The following is a 17,276-nucleotide window of genomic DNA, read 5'->3' as shown; positions in this document are numbered from 1 at the left end:
TATAATCTATAAAGACTAAAATTTCGGGAATGTTCCTTTTGATTTTCCAAATCCAAGTATAAAGATAAAAGGGATTGAAATTGTTGCAGTTAGTCTAGACGCAACAGTCTTGGTTATCTATTCAATTCATAGATCAGTATGTTTAATATTTTTGGCCAAGTAAGGGATTTATACGGTATAGGGCCTATTCCCACTATGTTTTATTAATCCATGAGGTGAAGGTGGTGGAAAGTGCTGTTGGTGCTTTAAAACTGATTAGAAGGTTATTTATAAAAAGTTTAACCAGAATAAATTTTGAACAATACTATTGCGAGGGATAAAATGAATAAAATTAAATGTGAATGTGGGCACGTAAATCATGAAGGTACAGTCCTTTGCGAAGCCTGCGGGAAGCCAATTGAAGGAAACCAACATATTGATGGAAATGATAAAACAAGACTATTAAACATGCGATATGATGGGAGCGCTCGCCGGTCACAAACATACAAAAAATCCATAATCGATAAGATATGGAATTTCTTTTCCTCTGTGAAAGTAGGAGTATGGCTTATTGTTTTAACATTAGTCGCATCGGCAATGGGGACAATATTTCCGCAGGAACAGTGGATTCCCGCAAATGCAGTTTCTAGAGATCCTGCAATTTACTACGAAAGTACATATGGGATTTTCGGACAAATTTACTACCAGTTAGGGTTCTATGACCTTTATAGTTCATGGTGGTACCTCCTATTAGTTGCACTTATTGGTATTTCGTTAGTTATCTGTAGCATTGATCGTTTTGTGCCACTTTATAAAGCGTTAAAAAATCAGAAAGCAAAAAGGCATGAAACGTTCCTAAGTCGTCAACGTTTATACAGCGAATCAGACAACGTATCAAAAGAGGAAAAGCAACAAATTATCAAATCATTGAAAAAACAACGTTACAGTGTTCGTGATGAGAATGGCCATATTTTAGCTGAGAAGGGTAGATTTTCTAGATGGGGTCCTTATGTCAATCATATTGGATTAATTATCGTATTAATTGCGGCCGTTTTACGCATGACAACACCAATGTACATAGATGAATATATGTGGATCCGAGAAGGGGAACGGACAGTTATCCCGGGTACCAATGGAGAATATTATGCGAAAAATAAGGACTTTATTCTTGAAACCTATGACAAAGATAACCAACGTTTTGAAGAAGCTATTAAAAAAGAAGGCGTAGTTGCTAAAAACTTTGAAACGGAGTTAGTGATCTATAAGGACCAAACGTCAGCTACCGGTGCTGAGCCGAAATTAGAAAAATTAAAAGAAGGCAGTACTCGGTTGAATCATCCAATGAAGTTTGACGGTTATGCTTTATATCAAGCAGGGTACCAAAGTAATGAATTTTCCAGCATGTCATTTAAAGTTCATGAAACAGATGATCCAAATGAAACTGCAATTGGTTCGATTACCATTGATTTAACATCACCAAAGTCAGAGTACAAACTAGACAATGGATTACGCGTAGTGATTGACCAATATTTTCCAGATTATTACTTGGACAATGGAGAACCTAGATCAAAGTCGAAATATCCTAAAAATCCAGCATTTGTATTCTTTATCTACCCACCAAATAGTGATGACCCCGAAGTAAGTTTTGTGGGTATTCGCAAAAACATTGACGCAACTGGAGAAAATGAGTATAAGCTAGGGTTACAAGACTTTGAAATGCGGGACGTAAGTGGGATTATGGTAATAAGGGACTATACATTGCCGTTATTTTTCCTTGGTGGGGTAATCTTTATGATTGGTGTCATACAAGGCATGTATTGGCACCATAGAAGGATTTGGATCAATCCGAAAAATGGAAAACTCTTGTTGGCTGCACATACAAACAAGAATTGGCATGGGGTAAAAACCGATATTGAAAAAGCTATAGCTAATACAAATGTTAATATGGTCAAGGATCAGCAAGAATTACCGGGTTAGATAGTTTGTTTTAAAGGAGGATTTTTATGGATACGTTACTTAATATAAGTAGTACAATGTTATTGGTGGCATTTATCTTGTATTTGCTTGCTACCTTTTTCTTTGGAGCAACGATTCGTGACAAGCGAAATAAAAGTAAAGAAAGTAAAGCTGGAACAATTGGTATTACTATTACAATAATTGGATTTCTAGCCCAAACCGTGTATTTTATTACCAGATGGATTGCTAGTGGACATGTACCTGTAAGTAATATGTTTGAATTTGTTACATTCTTTGGTATGTCAATAGTGTTAGGGTTTATCATTTTATATTTCATATACAAAATGAGTGTCTTGGGTGTGTTTGCATTGCCAATTGCACTAATTGTTATTGCTTATGCAAGCATGTTTCCAACTGAAGTTTCACCATTAGTACCATCCTTACAAAGCTATTGGCTATATATTCACGTTACAACAGTGTCAATAGGTGAAGCGATATTATCCATTAGTTTTGTTGTTGGGCTAATTTATTTGGTACGTACGATTGATCAAACGAAAAGCAGTAAACGAACTACATGGTTAGAGATTGTATTGTTTTCGTTACTTATTTTTATCGGCTTCAGCTTGATTAGTGTAATCTTCAATGTCACTGGTTATAGCGCTCAGTTTGAATACACTGCAAATAATGTAACGATGACAACTGAATACCAGTTACCAGCAATTGTTTCTCCTTATGAAGGTGTATTGATTACCGATGGAGTTATGCAACCATGGTTTGATGCTCCTTCATGGATGCATGGGGCAGATGCAGGAAGGAAGTTTAATACATTAATTTGGTCTGTGTTTGTGGGGTTAGCCCTGTACGGTCTGTTGCGACTAGTCCTTCGTAAACGAATTGGAGCAGCAATACAACCAAAGTTAATGAAAACAAAGCCTGATTTATTAGATGAAATATCCTACCGCGCGATTGCTATTGGCTTCCCAGTATTTACATTAGGGGGTATTATATTTGCTTCCATTTGGGCACAAGAGGCCTGGGGTAGATTTTGGGGCTGGGATCCAAAGGAAGTTTGGGCTTTAGTTACATTTTTCTTCTATGCGGCGTTTTTACATCTACGACTATCAAGAGGATGGCATGGCGAAAAGTCAGCTTGGCTTGCGGTTGGAGGATTCGCGATTATTATGTTTAACCTTATTGCAGTGAACCTTGTGTTGGCTGGTCTACATTCATACGCATAAAGGGGAACTTCATTCATTAGGGGCTCTTTCTTTCCTTACTGAATGTTGGTTAAACCAATTTTAGCAACCCCCAACTAACATATATAGAAATCTGATAAGGGGTTTTCAATGTAAAGAACACTTGGTTGGCAGTACTAATTGATACGGGGGTTGCTAAAATCATAACTTTAAATATACTATGTCTTTTGAGAGGTGAATAATTAAATACAAAGGGCTGTTCAATGGTTTTTGAACAGCTTTCTGTATGGTCCAATCAAGACAGATAAGAGGTGAAAATAATTGAACAAAATTAATAGAAAAAAAAGAAGGTATTTTCGAGCCATCTTGCTACTATTTATGTGCTCGATTGTACTTTACACGCTTTTTTCAAATATCTCTAAAGATAAATATGTTGTTTCAGAAGGTGATTATGCTCCAAACTTTTCCTTGGAAACACTTCAAGGTGAACGTGTTGAGCTAAAAGATTATAGAGGAGAAGGTGTATTTTTAAATTTTTGGGGAACGTGGTGCAAACCTTGTGAAAGAGAAATGCCATATATGGAGGAAGAATACAAGAATTTTAAGGATCAAGGTGTTGAAATTCTTGCAGTTAACATTGAAGAATCAGATTTAATCGTTCAAAATTTTGTAGATAGGTTTAATCTTAGTTTTCCAATACTGATGGATAGAGACGGTGAGGTTACAGGAAAGTATAAAATTGGTCCTATTCCAACTACATTCCTAATTGATAAGAATGGTAAAGTAGTAAAAATCATTACAGGCAGTATGACTCAACAAGACGTAAAAAAATATATGAACTTGATTAAACCATGATTTTTAAAGGGAGTTAATCTTATGCAGGATTTAAATGTTCTATTTGCTTTCGGAGCTGGTTTATTATCTTTTCTTTCACCTTGTACGTTACCTATTTATCCAGCCTTTATGTCTTACATAACCGGTATGTCAGTTGAAGATTTAAGTAATAAAAAAAGTGTTCGGAAGGTTACCTTATTGCATTCTGTATTTTTTCTAGTTGGATTTTCCATTATATTCTTAGCTTTAGGATTATCTGGGTCTTTCATAGGCTCTTTCTTCGTTCAAAATAAAGAGTTCTTACGTCAGATAGGTGCCATTCTTATTTTCTTTTTTGGACTCGTGATTACAGGTATTCTAAATCTGGATTTTCTTATGACAGAAAAAAGGATAAAATTTAAAAGAAAACCATCAGGTTATCTAGGGACCGTTTTGATAGGGATGGGATTTGCAGCTGGATGGACACCATGTACAGGGCCGATTTTAGCTGCTGTAATTGCATTAGGTATAACAAACCCAAGCGCTGGATTATTTTACATGATGTGGTATGTAATAGGATTTTCACTTCCATTTATCCTTTTAACCTTCTTTATTGGGAAGATTAAATGGATAAATAAGTATAGTCAACGTATTATGAAAATAGGTGGCTATTTAATGCTTGTAATGGGAGTTGTACTATACTTTGATTGGATGACAACAATTATATCATTTTTAACAAATTACCTTTTTGGTGGATGGACTGGTTTTTAAGCCTAAATTTTCATTTAGATTTACTAATGATATCTAATACATTTAATAAGCATATCGGGAAATGATTATTTTTATCATAACTCTATATGCTTTTTCTATAATTAAAAAATAAATGATGGAGCTGCATTTAAAGCGATAGAAAGAATAAAAGGTATCAAAGTGTGTTTTATTTTATATTTGGAATAGGCCATTATTTCCAGATCCATTGTTTTTGCTTGTGGTATATTAGGAGGGCTAACATTTGTTGCCAAAGATAGTGCCCAAACTAGCGCAAAAAGGGAGAGAGTAGGCATTAATTTATTTCCACCTTCAAAAAATATTTAACTAATTTCTTTTGTGGATAATTGTTTTAATGTGGTAATATTACCCTATATTAATTTGGGGTGTGACAAACCATGTATCAGACAATTATAATCGGTGCCAGTCAAGCAGGGTTAGCAATGGGGTATCACTTAAAACAATCAAATCATTCTTTTCTCATATTAGATAAAAACCAAAAAGTAGGAGAAGTTTGGGATAGGCGATACGATTCATTAGTTTTATTTACTCCAAGGTCATACAGTTCGTTACCGGGGCTAAAACTCAAAGGGAATGCTCAAGGCTTTCCTACAAAAGATGAAATATCACAATATTTGAAGGTCTATGCGGAATCTTTTAAACTACCGATTAAACATAATACAAACGTAACTAGTGTTCGAAAAAAGAATAATACTTTTCACATTTCGACTGAGCATATGGAATATAAGGCAGAGAATATCATAATAGCAACGGGTCCTTTTCAGAAGCAAAGAATACCTGCTTTTGCGAACAAGTTATCAAAGGAGATTGTTCAGTTACATTCTTCCGAATATCGAAACCCTTCTCAATTAAAAGAAGGAAATGTGTTAGTAGTTGGTGGTGGAAATAGTGGATCGCAGATAGCTGTAGAAGTTTCTCAAGAAAAGAAGACTTATCTATCAACTGGTAAACGTTTAACATTTCTGCCTTTGACAATTAAAAATAAAAGTATATTTTGGTGGTTTGACAAGGTTGGAGTATTAAAGGCAACTTCAAATTCATTTTATGGAAAACTAATTCAAAAAAGAGGGGATCCAATCTTTGGTCTTGAATTGAAGTACGCTATACGAAATGGTGATGTTGTCATTACAAATAGATCAATTGATGGTAAGGAAAATAAGGTTATATTCCAAGACAACACGTTTCTTGATGTCCATAACATAATATGGGCTACAGGATTCGAATCTAATTATTCTTGGTTAGATATATCAGGTGTATTGGACGAGAAAGGGAAACCTGTCCATAATAGAGGTATTACCAATATAGAAGGTTTATATTTTTTAGGTTTACCTTGGCAATTTAGACGGGGTTCTGCACTTTTGCAAGGTGTCGGGAATGATGCAGAATATTTAATGAAACATATTCAGAAGAATAACTAGTTAGTTCAAGAAGAAGTAAGGTGATAACTTTGGGTTTATTGGAAAAATTATATACGGTTTTAATTATCTCTTCCGTTTTGATTGGATTAATCATTTGACAAGTAGATGGAATTGAAATATTCGCTGATAAGATTATCCTCCCGTTATTAATTATCATGTTATATATAACCTTTTTACAAATACCAGTGAAAGATATTAAACGTTCTTTTTCAAATCGAAAATTTACATTGATAAGTTTAGGTATGAATTTTATTCTTACACCACTATTGGCATGGATGCTTGCAGCAACATTTTTAGCAGATAATCCAGCATTATGGCTTGGTTTTATCATGCTAATGGTTACACCATGTACGGATTGGTATATTATCTTTACTGGTTTTGCAAAAGGAAATGTTGCATTATCAACAAGTGTACTACCACTAAATTTAATTTTACAATTATTATTGTTACCATTATACCTCTACTTGTTTTCAGGCACTCTGGGTGTCGTTGATTTTTCCGTTGTTGTGGAGAGTGTCTTATTTGTATTGATACTTCCTTTCACTGCAGCTTATATAACAAGATCTTATCTTTTAAAGAAGAAATCAAGGGAAGAGAAACTACTAGAAAAAATTAGTTCATTACCAGTTGTATTCTTATTCATGGCTATCGTAGCAATGTTTGCTTCACAAGGAAAATTATTACTAGATAACTTGGATTTATTACTACAATTACTGGTACCAATACTTGGGTTCTTTATCATTAATTTTATAATTGGGCGGATTATAGGCCGATTATTTAAGTTTGATATTGCTAACACAGCAAGTTTAAACTTAACGACACTGGCGAGAAATTCTCCAATTGCATTGGCTATTGCTATGACAGCTTTTCCTCAAGAACCGCTAATTGCTTTAGTATTAATTATTGGACCATTAGTTGAATTACCATTGTTATCTTTAATATCGTATCTGATTTTAAAATTGGTTAAGGAGCCAGATGATATGCTTTAAAGATAGTTACCGTGTAGACCAAAAAGAGAGCAGAACATAACATTGGAAGGAAATACAGAACTAGATCCCACTTCTACTGGTGGATCTAGTATCATAAAAGACCCGCAATTAGAGTATTTAAGTGAAATTGTTCGGGACTTTAATGAAAAGTTTGGTAAAGACATGGCCGAAAATGACTCCATTCGAAAATTTATGATGGAAGAGCTTCCGCAAAAAGTAGTTGAAAAAGAAGAGTACCAGAACACGAAAAGCCATTCTGATCGTCAAAATGCAAAAATTGCTTTCAAACGTATTATGCAGGAAGTGTTTCAAGATTATATGTTTGATCAATTTGATATGTATCAGAAATTTACTGAGAATGAAGAGTTCCGTGAATGGTACACAGATAAAATGTTTGAAATGGATTATCGGTTTGATGGAAATAATCCATTATAATATAAAACTGCCCTAAGCTGTTGCAAAGGGCAGTTTTTAAGTGGGCTCTAAAATAACAAGGTGACAACATTAGAAGGGGAAATCGTTGTAAAGTATATGTTCTAACCCTTTAGGGTCTTTAATGTCATTAATTAGATATTCTAGGCTAGTATCCACTGTTGAAGACTTTTCAATCGCTTTGATTAAATGTACGCATTCCTCTATAAGTTGTTCCCAATTAATACTTTTTTCGTTTCTGAATGCTCTAAGTATGTGATGTATTAGTAAATCGTATGATTGAAAGTATGTATAAGCATTTTCTCCCCTTCTAAACCTGTAACACTCCTCTAGATAGTGCCATTCTGCAAGACATTCCATTTGATTAGTTCCATTATTAATCTTAAAATTATAACTGTTTATATACGTACATTTATGTTTTCTTACCGAGAATGGCTCTGGAAAGATATCTTCAATTGTATCCATAACTATTGCTTCAACTTCTGGGACTGTTATATTATTGAAAAATTCATAGTACCCAAATTGAGTATATAGATAGTGTGTATCAATATACTTTTCCATTAATTTTTCATCGGTTACTTTAATATCCAAATTAAAATAATCAATAATATCTGCAATCCTGACTGCAGTATTCACCATATAAGAACCTACTTTAGAGTCAAAACGTTTTACCCTGTTTTCTGGGTTTAGCAACTCAACCTCAGTAAAAGAGGTAAATAACACTCCCTCAGTATTCGAAGTGGTTTTGTAATAGTGACGTTGAAATTTTCTCATTTCCTTGCAGAACTGGGTGTACGTTCCATAATCTGCAATTCCCCATGACTCCTCTAAAAGGAACATTGTCAAATCGTAAAAGTATGTAAACCCGTACTTTGAATTATTAAAAACTATATGAATACCTTTCCCATTCTCATTCCATGAAGAAATATAATTGAATGCAATCTTGTCATTATGTACGTAAAAACTATAGGAATGGCATAAACTATTGTGTGCTCTATCATGTAAAATAGTTGAAATATCACTATTTTCTTCTTTCCTTAAATAATCCTCGAAACTAATGCCGCTGTCATAATGAAAAATAACGTACGTATTATATAAATTTAGCAATCTAAGAATATTTAAGATAACATTCTCTACATTTTTTTCATCGATATTTCCTAGACTTTCTGAATTAAGGATAAAATGGGGAGTAATAAAACCCTTAGGGAAATTGTACTCATTGCTTCTATAATGCCATTCACCATTTATCCAAAATAAAATATCACCGCTCTGGATCTTTATAAGAAGTGTCCTTAATTCCTCAACCCTCTCCAAAGTCGCCATCCATTCGTTATTTTTCATATCTAGTATTTCTTCTTGATTTGTCATAATCATCTACCTCCTTTGTGGTAGGCTGATTATAAATAGTGGTGTGATGGATTCTTTTAATCGTTATAGTAATGCCTACAATCTATTTATACAAACAAAAAAATAATTGAATCAAATCCATAAAACTATTATTAATATTAATTTTTAGCAGCTGTCAAACATGCTGCTATATCGGTTACTAGAATGGTAAGTCAGGGTCATTTAGTAGGCTATTTCTCCACAGTTTTGTCTCTTCATAGGTTGTAATCAAATTCAATAAATAGTTATATACATGATTATCATCCAAGTTTTCACAGATTACATAAGCCAATTGTTCAATTTGCTTATTATAAACATCCTTAATATCTTTATCTAAATCTGAGACTATTGAAAGAAGATAATCAATTAATGACCCAGCAGAATCAAAGTATTTATAACTCTCATCTGCTTTTTTTATCCTGAAGCATTCTTCAAGGTAATTCCATTCTATGGGGTACTCTTTGTCTAAAAAAATCTTATAACTTTTGGTGTAGATGCATTTTTCTTTTCTAATATCAAAGGGTTCTAAAGTATTGTTTTCAATAAACCAAAAAATGTAGTCTTCAATGGCTCCAACATCCATATAACCGTAGAGGTCATGATAATGGTCAAATAAATGGTTGAAATCAACATATTTTTCTTGATCGGTTCTTTTGGCAATAGGTATATTCAATTGAAAGTGGTTTATCAGGTCCGCTACTTTAATGTAATAGCCAAAAAGGGCCATTTCACCTCGCAACATGAGTACTTCTGTGGGTGTTGTTGTTTGAGACTTAGACTCATTCATTGAATTGCTATAAAACGCTTCGAATTCCCTAATCTCCTTACAAAATAATGCAAAGGCCCGACATTCATCACTTATCTCATCTGAGAGATCGAATAGATAGTTTATGATATACCTTATACCGTCCGCAATTCCAATTGTTCCATCATCCAGTATAACTCTCAAAAAGCGACTAGAATTTTCCCACTCAATAATACAGTTAAAATCAAGGTTATCGTATGTAAACGCAAAATTGTAGGAGTGAGAATTTTGCTCGAACAAATCTTTTTGTATAAAACTTTTAATATCAGTGTTTTTTCCTTCTAATAGATATTCTTGAATATCTAGATCACTTACAGGGTGATCCAAACCAAAAATCAAATGATAAATACTATAGAGTGAATTATCAATTGTATCTTGGTTTATAAATCGGATCTCATCCTTTGTAAGTATAAACAATGGGTCTTCATTATCATTCCGAAATTCATTTTGCTTCCTACTTACCCATATACCATCCGACCAAAATTTAACCTCTTCGGTAGAATTTGAGAGTAAGATTTTTTTGAGTTCCTTCCCCCGCTTCAGTGTACAAATCCAATTATTACTGTACCTTTCTTTAAAACTTCTCTTTTCATTTTTCATATGAATCAACCTCCTTAATTTGTGTGGTAGGCCGATTACGAATTGTATTATGATTGGTTGTTATGATTGTTATGCTAATGTCCTACAATCTATTTATAAAACAAATAAATTATTGAATCAAATCTATAGAGCACTTTTTTTGATTTATTTTTGCAGCTATACAAACTTTTATAGTAATTGAGCATGTTAGTATCGGCCTATATAATCATATTAATATTTTCATAACGTTGATTTTAGGGGCAATTTACCCTTAAATATTAGTGCGTTTAAACAGGTTTTACCGTTCCTGTATGGAATATCATCATGATAAAAATTCTATACGAAAGAGGGAGAGGAAATGAACACAAGAACGGAAGCAAGAATTGTCTATACTGATGATAGTATGGTTTTGGCACAGAGTGACCAGTATTATGTTTCGGTAGTAAAAGTTAACAATTTCATAAGTGACAGTAATTATGTAGTAATTGTTAATGAGGAAGACCTACAAGGTGAGCAAAGGGATGTTATATTGCAAAGGTTTTTCAATACCGGCCACCTTGCTAGATTTCTATTATCTGTGATCCCGGAATACTTTGTGGAGAAAAAAATTATTAAAGAAACCTATGATGCCATTCAGGAGTTAATTGCCAGAAAAGATTGAGATTTGGTTCCTAGAAACAAGGGATTCGGCTTGGTAAATATAAGTTAATAGTGTAGATAATTTACTCTAGAAAGGGAGATTTACATGGATAAGTATAAGGATCGAGTACTACAAGAAGACAATTTGGTTTATTCATTTTTCGGTGATTACAACATTGTCATTTCTAAGGAAACTGGTTATGGATGGATGGGGAAAAGTTCATCTGAACCACTCTTTTATGTAATGATAGAAAAAGATATGGGAGTAGAACGACAACAAGTATTACACTTAAGGGTTTTTACAACTATTGGTTTAACAATAAAATATCTGTCCGCAATTTTATCGGATTATGTATTTGATGAAAGACTTGTAGAGAGTATAATAAGTACAACAAACCGATTAGCGTTTGAAAAAATAAGTAAGGGATAATCCCTTGCTTATTTTTTTGGTTATGAGTGACAGTGAGCTACAGCATCTTAGGATGTTTCTTTCCCGCTAAAAGCATGTAACATGATAAAAACCATCTAGATATTTAACAAGATTTATGACTATTGACAAAGGAAAAGTTATTTAAATGTTTAATTGTTCATGTGGAAAGGGGGAATCCACATGAATAATGATTTTATATGGCAAGACGACATTGATTTTCGTGGCATTGTAATACGATTAGCAATTTTGAAGTTTGATGAAAGTGATAAATATGGTGCTTGTATTGCACAAATGTTTGAAGATGAGTTTGTTATGGTAGAAGCAGCGATTTTTGATGATTTTCTTGATGCTAAAATTTTTCTTTTGGAAAATGTTATTAAAGGTAACTTGATCAAATTAGAAAGCATACAGGGTACCTTAAAAGTGCTTTAGCAATAGACTGATATGAAAGAAAATTAGTATGGTTAACAGGAATTTTTAAAAATAAAGGGCTGTCTTGTCAATTCAAGACAGCCCTAAGTTATGGGTGAAACACTTGAACTTATTCGACAGGAGATAACTCACTTTCTGTTACCCATTTATGATTTGTCACCTTTTCACCGCCAGTTGTTGGCATATAATCTACCATATATACTGTAGTTTCTTTGGCTGAATCAATTACTGCAGTTACACCGTCCATTCCCTCCATATGGGAAGCATCTATTGTTACCTCTGTTCCGGGTTCTAATGGTTCTTCGCCAGCGTCTGCAATTTCTTCATGGATGACCCATTTATGATTTTCAACTCTTTCTCCACCATTTGTTGGGGTGTAAGATACTGTATAGACTGTGGTATTATATGCGCCTACAATAGTTGCTTCAGCACCTTTCATACCTTTCATGTGATCTGAGGTTATAATCGCTTTACTTCCCACTTCATAGGTTGAATTTTCAGCAACTGTTAGATTTTCAGGAACCTCCCCTGACCCAGAATGATCCATCTCCATATGTTCATCTGAACCAGATTCCATTTCCATTTCCTTATCTTGATTTTCTTCTGGAGTAGTTTCATCATTATTTCCAGAACACGCTGATAACGTAAATGCTGCGATTACAGAAACCATTCCAGCCATTATTTTTTTACCTTTCATCTTTATGCTCCTTTCATTTTGCAATTCATGAATACTCTACCTCAAAAGTATGCAAATTTTTTGCAGTGTTTATGACATCTTTGTTAAATATTATTTCTCAATTAATTATTTTTTGATAACCTTACTACATGCAAAGTTTCTTGATAAATTATCTGTATACTAGTGGAAACTGTTTAAGAGGGTGGCAAAATGCACTTTATGCATGGATATGGTTCATATTGGCCAATGATATTAATGATGATTATTTGGTTAGGATTAATTATTCTTGGAGTTTTACTAGTTGCAAATTTCATTCGAGGCGGAAGCAGGAAAAATCCACAAAAAATTATCAAGGAGCGATTAGCCAAAGGTGAAATTGATGAAGAGGAGTATGAACAATTAAAATCTATTTTAAAGAAATAGACGGAAAGTTGCAGAAAGTATTATTATCATACTATCTGCACAAAAAATGGGTATTTTTTTAATATGATACCGACAAAAAGATATTTATTATTTGGAGGATAAACGAACATGAAGAGATTAATGATTGTTGTAACAATTCTTACAGGTTTACTAATTGCAGGGTGTAGCAGTAATAGCACCGATAAACCGTTCGAAGTTTCTTATGATGGAAATTTGGAGCATGTACATGGAATGGGCTATGCTGGAAATGACGGTGGATTATATTTTGCATCTCACACTGGTTTGAAAATTTATCGTGAAGGCGAATGGTATAAGACGTCGAAGAACTTAAATGATTATATGGGGTTTAGTGCAGTCGATAAAGGATTTTATACTTCAGGACATCCCGGAAAAGATTCTGATTTACCCAACCCAATTGGAATTCAACGTAGTTTTGATGGCGGTAAGACACTAGAAAGTCTAAAGTTTGAAGGGGAAACAGATTTCCACGCAATGGCAGTAGGTTATAACAGCCATGATATTTTTCTAATGAATCCAGCGAAAAATTCAGAGTTAGAAACAGGACTCTATACAAGCTCGGATGATGGTGAATCATGGGAAAGTGTTGATGGTAAAGGCTTGGAAGGTAAAGTGTTTGCTTTAGCAATACATCCGACTAACTCAAACATTGCTGCAGCTGCGACAACTAATGGAATTTATCTTTCGGATGATGGGGGAGAAAGTTTTCAATTAATTACTGAGGCATCACAAGGAACTGCAGTATATTTTAATGACGAAAACTTATATTATGCAACCTATAAAGCTGGTCCAGATTTAGTTAAATATAATCTTAAAAGTGAAGAAAAAGAATCTTTGAATTTACCTGATTTAAATGAAGATGGACCTGTTTATATTGCACAAAACCCTCAAGAAAGTCAGGGATTTGCAATCTATACGACAAAAGGCCAAGCATATATAACCAAAGATGGAACAGAGTCATGGCAACAAATTGTAGAGAATGGAAAGGTAAAATAAACGCAAGGTGAGCTGAAACAATATGTTTGATCTGTTTAATCAAATTAGTAGTACTTTAAGTGGTCCAATTATGGATATAGCATATGGTCTTGAACATTTACCTTTGTTATTTGCATTCTTTATTGGTGTTGTTGGTGCGGTTGCACCGTGCCAACTCACTGGTAATATTAGCGCAATCACCATTTATGGTAATAAATCATTAGTTGAGAAGGTTCCATGGCTACATGTATTACTATTTATACTTGGTAAAATTTTTGTCTTTTCCATATTAGGCTTAGTAATCTGGCTGGTGGGTCAAGGGGTTTATGGTACACTTTCGCAGATTTTACCTGTATTAAGAAAGTTAATAGGGCCGTTACTTATCCTAATAGGATTATTTATGATAGGATTATTCCGTTGGAAAAGAACATGGCGATTTTTTCAACTTCCCACTAAGGTATTTAAAGATAGTCATCTTGGAAGTTTCCTAATGGGAGTAAGTTTTACATTAGCATTTTGTCCAACAATGTTTATATTATTTTTATTTACACTAATGCCAGTGGTGTTGGTTTCTTCATATGGAGTTGTTTTGCCGTCTGTTTTTGCATTAGGAACCTCTCTACCGCTAATAATTGTCATATTCTTAATATGGTATTTTGGAGCAAGTGGTGCCATTTTGAAGAAAAGTAGGAAAGTCGGGGCAACTATCCAGAAACTGGCTGGTATATTAATTCTGTTAATTGGTATTTTAGATACTCTTACTTACTGGGGCTAAAGAGGTTATACAATGTTAAATAAACTCTCATTTAAAATTGGATTATTATTTTTTATCTTTATTTTAATCATTGAATCGGTTCTGTTTTTTGTCTTGTATACCAATCTGGTAAATGATCGAATAGACGAAGTAATGGAAAGCATACTAGCTCGTGGAAATACACACCGAGACGTTTTAGAAGATAATTATAATCGATCAACTATGAGGCATGTTGGGATTATGGAATCTACATCTAGTTATATTGTCATTATAACTGATGATAGTGGCAATGTAATTGTTTCTTCTGATCCAGTTGAACAGGAAATGTTGAGGGTAATTAATCATGTAGATGGAGAAGTTGTACCATCGGAGGGTAAAATAATTGAAGATCGATGGAAACAGAAAGAATATATTGCTACAGAAAGTCCAATTACAATTGATGGTGAACATAAAGGGCATGTCTTCATGTTTGCAGATACAGGTACAGTTAGGAAAATTGTTGAACAGCTTAACAGTCAGTTCATAGTGGTTGGTATTATTACAGTAATTCTAACGATTTTAACTGTTTTTATTTTATCTAGGTTTATAACAATTCCTTTAGTAAAGATGAAAGAAGCAACGGAGCAATTGAGTTTGGGAATGAACAAAGTTGAACTACACACTGAACGGAAAGATGAATTAGGGGAGTTAGCAAACGCCATCACTAAACTTTCAAATGATTTGGAACAGTTAAAAATGGCAAGAAACGAATTTTTAGCAAATATCTCACATGAACTTAGGACACCATTAACATATATCAAGGGATATGCTGATATAGTTAATCGTCAAGATACGTCTGAAAAAGATAAAAAAGAATACATTTCTATTATTCGTGAAGAAACAGAGCAACTAGCTTTATTAATTAAGAATTTATTTGAGTTGGCTAAAATGGATCAAAATAAATTTACAATTAAGCAAGAAGAAGTTATTTTGCATGAGTTAATTCATACTGTAATTGACCGTATTAGTCCTGTTTATGAAGAAAAGAATATTGATTTAACAACCAGTTGTCCCAGAAACATAATTGCTTGTGTTGACCCAGAGCGCTTTCAACAAGTCCTAATTAATATTTTGGATAATGCCAGAAAACATACCTTTAATGGTGGGCAGGTTTCACTTAGTGTTAATCAGAGTGATCAAGAGACCAGTATTATAATCACAGATAATGGAGAAGGGATACCTAAAGAGGACTTACCATACATATTTGATCGTTTATATCGGGTTGAAAAGTCACGTTCAAGACAAAGTGGGGGAACGGGCTTAGGTCTCGCAATTGCTAAGGAAATTGTAGAATCCCATGAAGGAACCATCAAGATTAATAGTAAACAAGGAAAAGGGACGAATGTGATCATTCGATTAAAAAGAGGTGGGACATAGTGTATAAAGTCCTGTTAGTAGATGATGAAAAGCGTATGCTGGATTTGTTAGCGTTGTATTTAAAACCACATAACTACACCTGTAAAAAAGCACAAGGGGCTGATGAGGCACTATCTTATATAGAAGATGAACCCTTTGATATCGTTTTGCTGGACATTATGATGCCAGAAATGAATGGTTGGGAACTTTGCCAAGAAATAAGGCAGACTTCAGATGTGCCAATTATTATGGTTACCGCTCGCGGTCAACAGGATGATATTGTTAAGGGCTTGAAATTAGGTGCTGATGACTATATTACTAAGCCTTTTGATGAGAGTGAATTGCTGGCTAGAATGGAAGCACTATTACGAAGAAGGTTCCCCACGAATCGCATTGAGGTAAATGATCTGTTATGGAATGAAAAACAGTACGAACTTACTTACCTTAATCAACCAATAAAACTAACTCCAAAAGAATTTGCAATGATTGGCCATTTAATGCGGAACCCTAATCAAGTATTTACTAGAGAGCAGTTGATTGAAATAATCTGGGGCTATAATTCAGATACAGAGGGAAGAACAGTTGATTCGCATGTAAGAAATATGAGGGACAAAATTAGGTCTGTTGGATTTCCAATTGACGATCATTTTAAAACAGTTTGGGGAGTAGGTTATAAATGGATAAACCAAACCTAGCATTCTACATTCAATAATTTGTAACAGTATCTTGATATTTTCTCGAAATTCCTTTCTTACAATTGTATGTGAAGGGAGGATTATAAATGAAAAAGAAGATAATATCATTATTATTCGCAGTTACTATGGTTTTGGGCGTAGGAAATGTGGTTTTTGCACACAATGATTCAGGTAATGAAGGTTGGAGATTTGAAGAGATGTTACATTTAATGAAAGAGATGCATCCAAAGATGGATCAACAGGACATGAAACAAATGTATCAGGAGTGTCATGGTTGATTTTTTGGGTATGAAAAATGACTAGGAAAATGTAAGCAACATTTTAAGAAAATGATCTATATTTTTGAATGACTGGGACTATCTGAATTGGGGATAGTTCTTTTTTATTTTAGTAAATTTAAATGGTTAAGAAATACGGTACTAGGGTAATGTAGTGAGGAAAGGTGATTATGTGAGGAATAATTTTCGGAGAAACAGGATGGGATATTCCATAGTACT

18 protein-coding genes and 1 pseudogene are annotated in these 17,276 nt (G+C 33.8%); 16 read left to right on the top strand and 3 right to left on the bottom strand.

Annotated features, from left to right (window positions below):
• The first annotated feature begins 321 nt into the window (after window positions 1-321).
• From resB to F9U64_RS01720, 7 genes and pseudogenes are all read left to right on the top strand, one after another.
• Complete coding sequence (gene resB / locus F9U64_RS01750) at window positions 322-1,956, top strand: cytochrome c biogenesis protein ResB (protein ID WP_153401061.1); 1,635 nt, start codon at window positions 322-324, stop codon at window positions 1,954-1,956.
• A gap of 26 nt (window positions 1,957-1,982) precedes the next feature.
• Window positions 1,983-3,173: a c-type cytochrome biogenesis protein CcsB gene (ccsB, locus tag F9U64_RS01745; protein ID WP_153401059.1), complete on the top strand. Its 1,191-nt coding sequence runs from the start codon at window positions 1,983-1,985 to the stop codon at window positions 3,171-3,173.
• A 279-nt stretch (window positions 3,174-3,452) separates the two neighbouring features.
• Window positions 3,453-3,986 (top strand): thiol-disulfide oxidoreductase ResA, encoded by a 534-nt coding sequence (gene resA / locus F9U64_RS01740; RefSeq protein WP_228275547.1) that lies wholly within the window; start codon window positions 3,453-3,455, stop codon window positions 3,984-3,986.
• A gap of 21 nt (window positions 3,987-4,007) precedes the next feature.
• A complete protein-coding gene (locus F9U64_RS01735; protein WP_153401057.1) occupies window positions 4,008-4,715 on the top strand; it encodes a cytochrome c biogenesis CcdA family protein in 708 nt (235 codons plus the stop codon).
• A gap of 395 nt (window positions 4,716-5,110) precedes the next feature.
• Window positions 5,111-6,151, top strand: coding sequence for a flavin-containing monooxygenase (locus F9U64_RS01730; protein WP_153401055.1), 1,041 nt, complete (start codon window positions 5,111-5,113; stop codon window positions 6,149-6,151).
• Between the two features lie 29 nt (window positions 6,152-6,180).
• Window positions 6,181-7,140: pseudogene (locus tag F9U64_RS01725) on the top strand (arsenic resistance protein).
• Between the two features lie 42 nt (window positions 7,141-7,182).
• The gene (locus tag F9U64_RS01720) at window positions 7,183-7,575 is read left to right on the top strand and encodes a hypothetical protein (protein ID WP_153401053.1); all 393 of its coding nucleotides are present in this window, start codon (window positions 7,183-7,185) and stop codon (window positions 7,573-7,575) included.
• A 69-nt stretch (window positions 7,576-7,644) separates the two neighbouring features.
• Here F9U64_RS01720 and F9U64_RS01715 read toward each other — a convergent pair whose 3' ends face one another.
• Together F9U64_RS01715 and F9U64_RS01710 are read right to left on the bottom strand one after the other, a co-directional pair.
• The gene (locus tag F9U64_RS01715) at window positions 7,645-8,940 is read right to left on the bottom strand and encodes a hypothetical protein (protein ID WP_153401051.1); all 1,296 of its coding nucleotides are present in this window, start codon (window positions 8,938-8,940) and stop codon (window positions 7,645-7,647) included.
• Window positions 8,941-9,118: 178 nt separating this feature from the next.
• Window positions 9,119-10,363, bottom strand: a complete 1,245-nt coding sequence (locus tag F9U64_RS01710; RefSeq protein WP_153401049.1) for a hypothetical protein — start codon at window positions 10,361-10,363, stop codon at window positions 9,119-9,121.
• Between the two features lie 337 nt (window positions 10,364-10,700).
• Between F9U64_RS01710 and F9U64_RS01705 the strand changes: the two genes are divergently transcribed.
• The 3 genes from F9U64_RS01705 (at window position 10,701) to F9U64_RS01695 (ending at window position 11,843) form a co-directional block, all read left to right on the top strand.
• On the top strand, window positions 10,701-11,003 hold the full coding sequence (locus tag F9U64_RS01705) for a hypothetical protein (protein WP_153401047.1): 303 nt from the start codon (window positions 10,701-10,703) through the stop codon (window positions 11,001-11,003).
• Window positions 11,004-11,087: 84 nt separating this feature from the next.
• Complete coding sequence (locus tag F9U64_RS01700; protein WP_153401045.1) at window positions 11,088-11,411, top strand: hypothetical protein; 324 nt, start codon at window positions 11,088-11,090, stop codon at window positions 11,409-11,411.
• Window positions 11,412-11,591: 180 nt separating this feature from the next.
• On the top strand, window positions 11,592-11,843 hold the full coding sequence (locus tag F9U64_RS01695) for a hypothetical protein (RefSeq protein WP_153401043.1): 252 nt from the start codon (window positions 11,592-11,594) through the stop codon (window positions 11,841-11,843).
• A 109-nt stretch (window positions 11,844-11,952) separates the two neighbouring features.
• On the opposite strand, the gene F9U64_RS01690 is transcribed toward F9U64_RS01695, so the two are convergent.
• On the bottom strand, window positions 11,953-12,540 hold the full coding sequence (locus tag F9U64_RS01690; protein ID WP_153401041.1) for a YdhK family protein: 588 nt from the start codon (window positions 12,538-12,540) through the stop codon (window positions 11,953-11,955).
• A gap of 189 nt (window positions 12,541-12,729) precedes the next feature.
• Here F9U64_RS01690 and F9U64_RS01685 point away from each other — a divergent pair, with 189 nt between their 5' ends.
• The 6 genes from F9U64_RS01685 (at window position 12,730) to F9U64_RS01660 (ending at window position 17,057) form a co-directional block, all read left to right on the top strand.
• Window positions 12,730-12,942, top strand: coding sequence for an SHOCT domain-containing protein (locus F9U64_RS01685; protein ID WP_153401039.1), 213 nt, complete (start codon window positions 12,730-12,732; stop codon window positions 12,940-12,942).
• Between the two features lie 108 nt (window positions 12,943-13,050).
• A complete protein-coding gene (locus tag F9U64_RS01680) occupies window positions 13,051-13,956 on the top strand; it encodes a F510_1955 family glycosylhydrolase (RefSeq protein ID WP_153401037.1) in 906 nt (301 codons plus the stop codon).
• A 22-nt stretch (window positions 13,957-13,978) separates the two neighbouring features.
• Complete coding sequence (locus F9U64_RS01675) at window positions 13,979-14,710, top strand: cytochrome c biogenesis CcdA family protein (protein WP_153401036.1); 732 nt, start codon at window positions 13,979-13,981, stop codon at window positions 14,708-14,710.
• 12 nt (window positions 14,711-14,722) lie between these two features.
• Complete coding sequence (locus F9U64_RS01670) at window positions 14,723-16,105, top strand: sensor histidine kinase (RefSeq protein ID WP_153401034.1); 1,383 nt, start codon at window positions 14,723-14,725, stop codon at window positions 16,103-16,105.
• Window positions 16,105-16,779, top strand: coding sequence for a response regulator transcription factor (locus F9U64_RS01665; protein WP_194287249.1), 675 nt, complete (start codon window positions 16,105-16,107; stop codon window positions 16,777-16,779). The genes F9U64_RS01670 and F9U64_RS01665 overlap by 1 nt, the downstream gene beginning before the upstream one ends.
• 86 nt (window positions 16,780-16,865) lie before the next feature.
• Window positions 16,866-17,057 carry a hypothetical protein gene (locus tag F9U64_RS01660; protein WP_153401032.1) on the top strand — a complete coding sequence of 64 codons (192 nt, stop codon included), beginning with the start codon at window positions 16,866-16,868 and terminating at the stop codon, window positions 17,055-17,057.
• Window positions 17,058-17,276 lie beyond the last annotated feature (219 nt).

The sequence above is a fragment of the Gracilibacillus oryzae genome (assembly GCF_009498735.1).
Classification (GTDB): domain Bacteria; phylum Bacillota; class Bacilli; order Bacillales; family Amphibacillaceae; genus Gracilibacillus; species Gracilibacillus oryzae.
The sequence above is the reverse complement of the archived record's forward strand: the minus strand, read 5'-3'. Positions and strand labels throughout refer to the sequence as shown.

What these genes read in the sequence shown, in the direction of transcription:
- resB (WP_153401061.1), top strand. Translation starts at nt 322, where the DNA reads ATGAATAAAATTAAATGTGAATGTGGGCACGTAAATCATGAAGGTACA.
- ccsB (WP_153401059.1), top strand. Translation starts at nt 1,983, where the DNA reads ATGGATACGTTACTTAATATAAGTAGTACAATGTTATTGGTGGCATTT.
- F9U64_RS01735 (WP_153401057.1), top strand. Translation starts at nt 4,008, where the DNA reads ATGCAGGATTTAAATGTTCTATTTGCTTTCGGAGCTGGTTTATTATCT.
- F9U64_RS01730 (WP_153401055.1), top strand. Translation starts at nt 5,111, where the DNA reads ATGTATCAGACAATTATAATCGGTGCCAGTCAAGCAGGGTTAGCAATG.
- F9U64_RS01715 (WP_153401051.1), bottom strand. Translation starts at nt 8,940, where the DNA reads ATGACAAATCAAGAAGAAATACTAGATATGAAAAATAACGAATGGATG.
- F9U64_RS01710 (WP_153401049.1), bottom strand. Translation starts at nt 10,363, where the DNA reads ATGAAAAATGAAAAGAGAAGTTTTAAAGAAAGGTACAGTAATAATTGG.
- F9U64_RS01705 (WP_153401047.1), top strand. Translation starts at nt 10,701, where the DNA reads ATGAACACAAGAACGGAAGCAAGAATTGTCTATACTGATGATAGTATG.
- F9U64_RS01700 (WP_153401045.1), top strand. Translation starts at nt 11,088, where the DNA reads ATGGATAAGTATAAGGATCGAGTACTACAAGAAGACAATTTGGTTTAT.
- F9U64_RS01695 (WP_153401043.1), top strand. Translation starts at nt 11,592, where the DNA reads ATGAATAATGATTTTATATGGCAAGACGACATTGATTTTCGTGGCATT.
- F9U64_RS01690 (WP_153401041.1), bottom strand. Translation starts at nt 12,540, where the DNA reads ATGAAAGGTAAAAAAATAATGGCTGGAATGGTTTCTGTAATCGCAGCA.
- F9U64_RS01685 (WP_153401039.1), top strand. Translation starts at nt 12,730, where the DNA reads ATGCACTTTATGCATGGATATGGTTCATATTGGCCAATGATATTAATG.
- F9U64_RS01680 (WP_153401037.1), top strand. Translation starts at nt 13,051, where the DNA reads ATGAAGAGATTAATGATTGTTGTAACAATTCTTACAGGTTTACTAATT.
- F9U64_RS01675 (WP_153401036.1), top strand. Translation starts at nt 13,979, where the DNA reads ATGTTTGATCTGTTTAATCAAATTAGTAGTACTTTAAGTGGTCCAATT.
- F9U64_RS01670 (WP_153401034.1), top strand. Translation starts at nt 14,723, where the DNA reads ATGTTAAATAAACTCTCATTTAAAATTGGATTATTATTTTTTATCTTT.
- F9U64_RS01660 (WP_153401032.1), top strand. Translation starts at nt 16,866, where the DNA reads ATGAAAAAGAAGATAATATCATTATTATTCGCAGTTACTATGGTTTTG.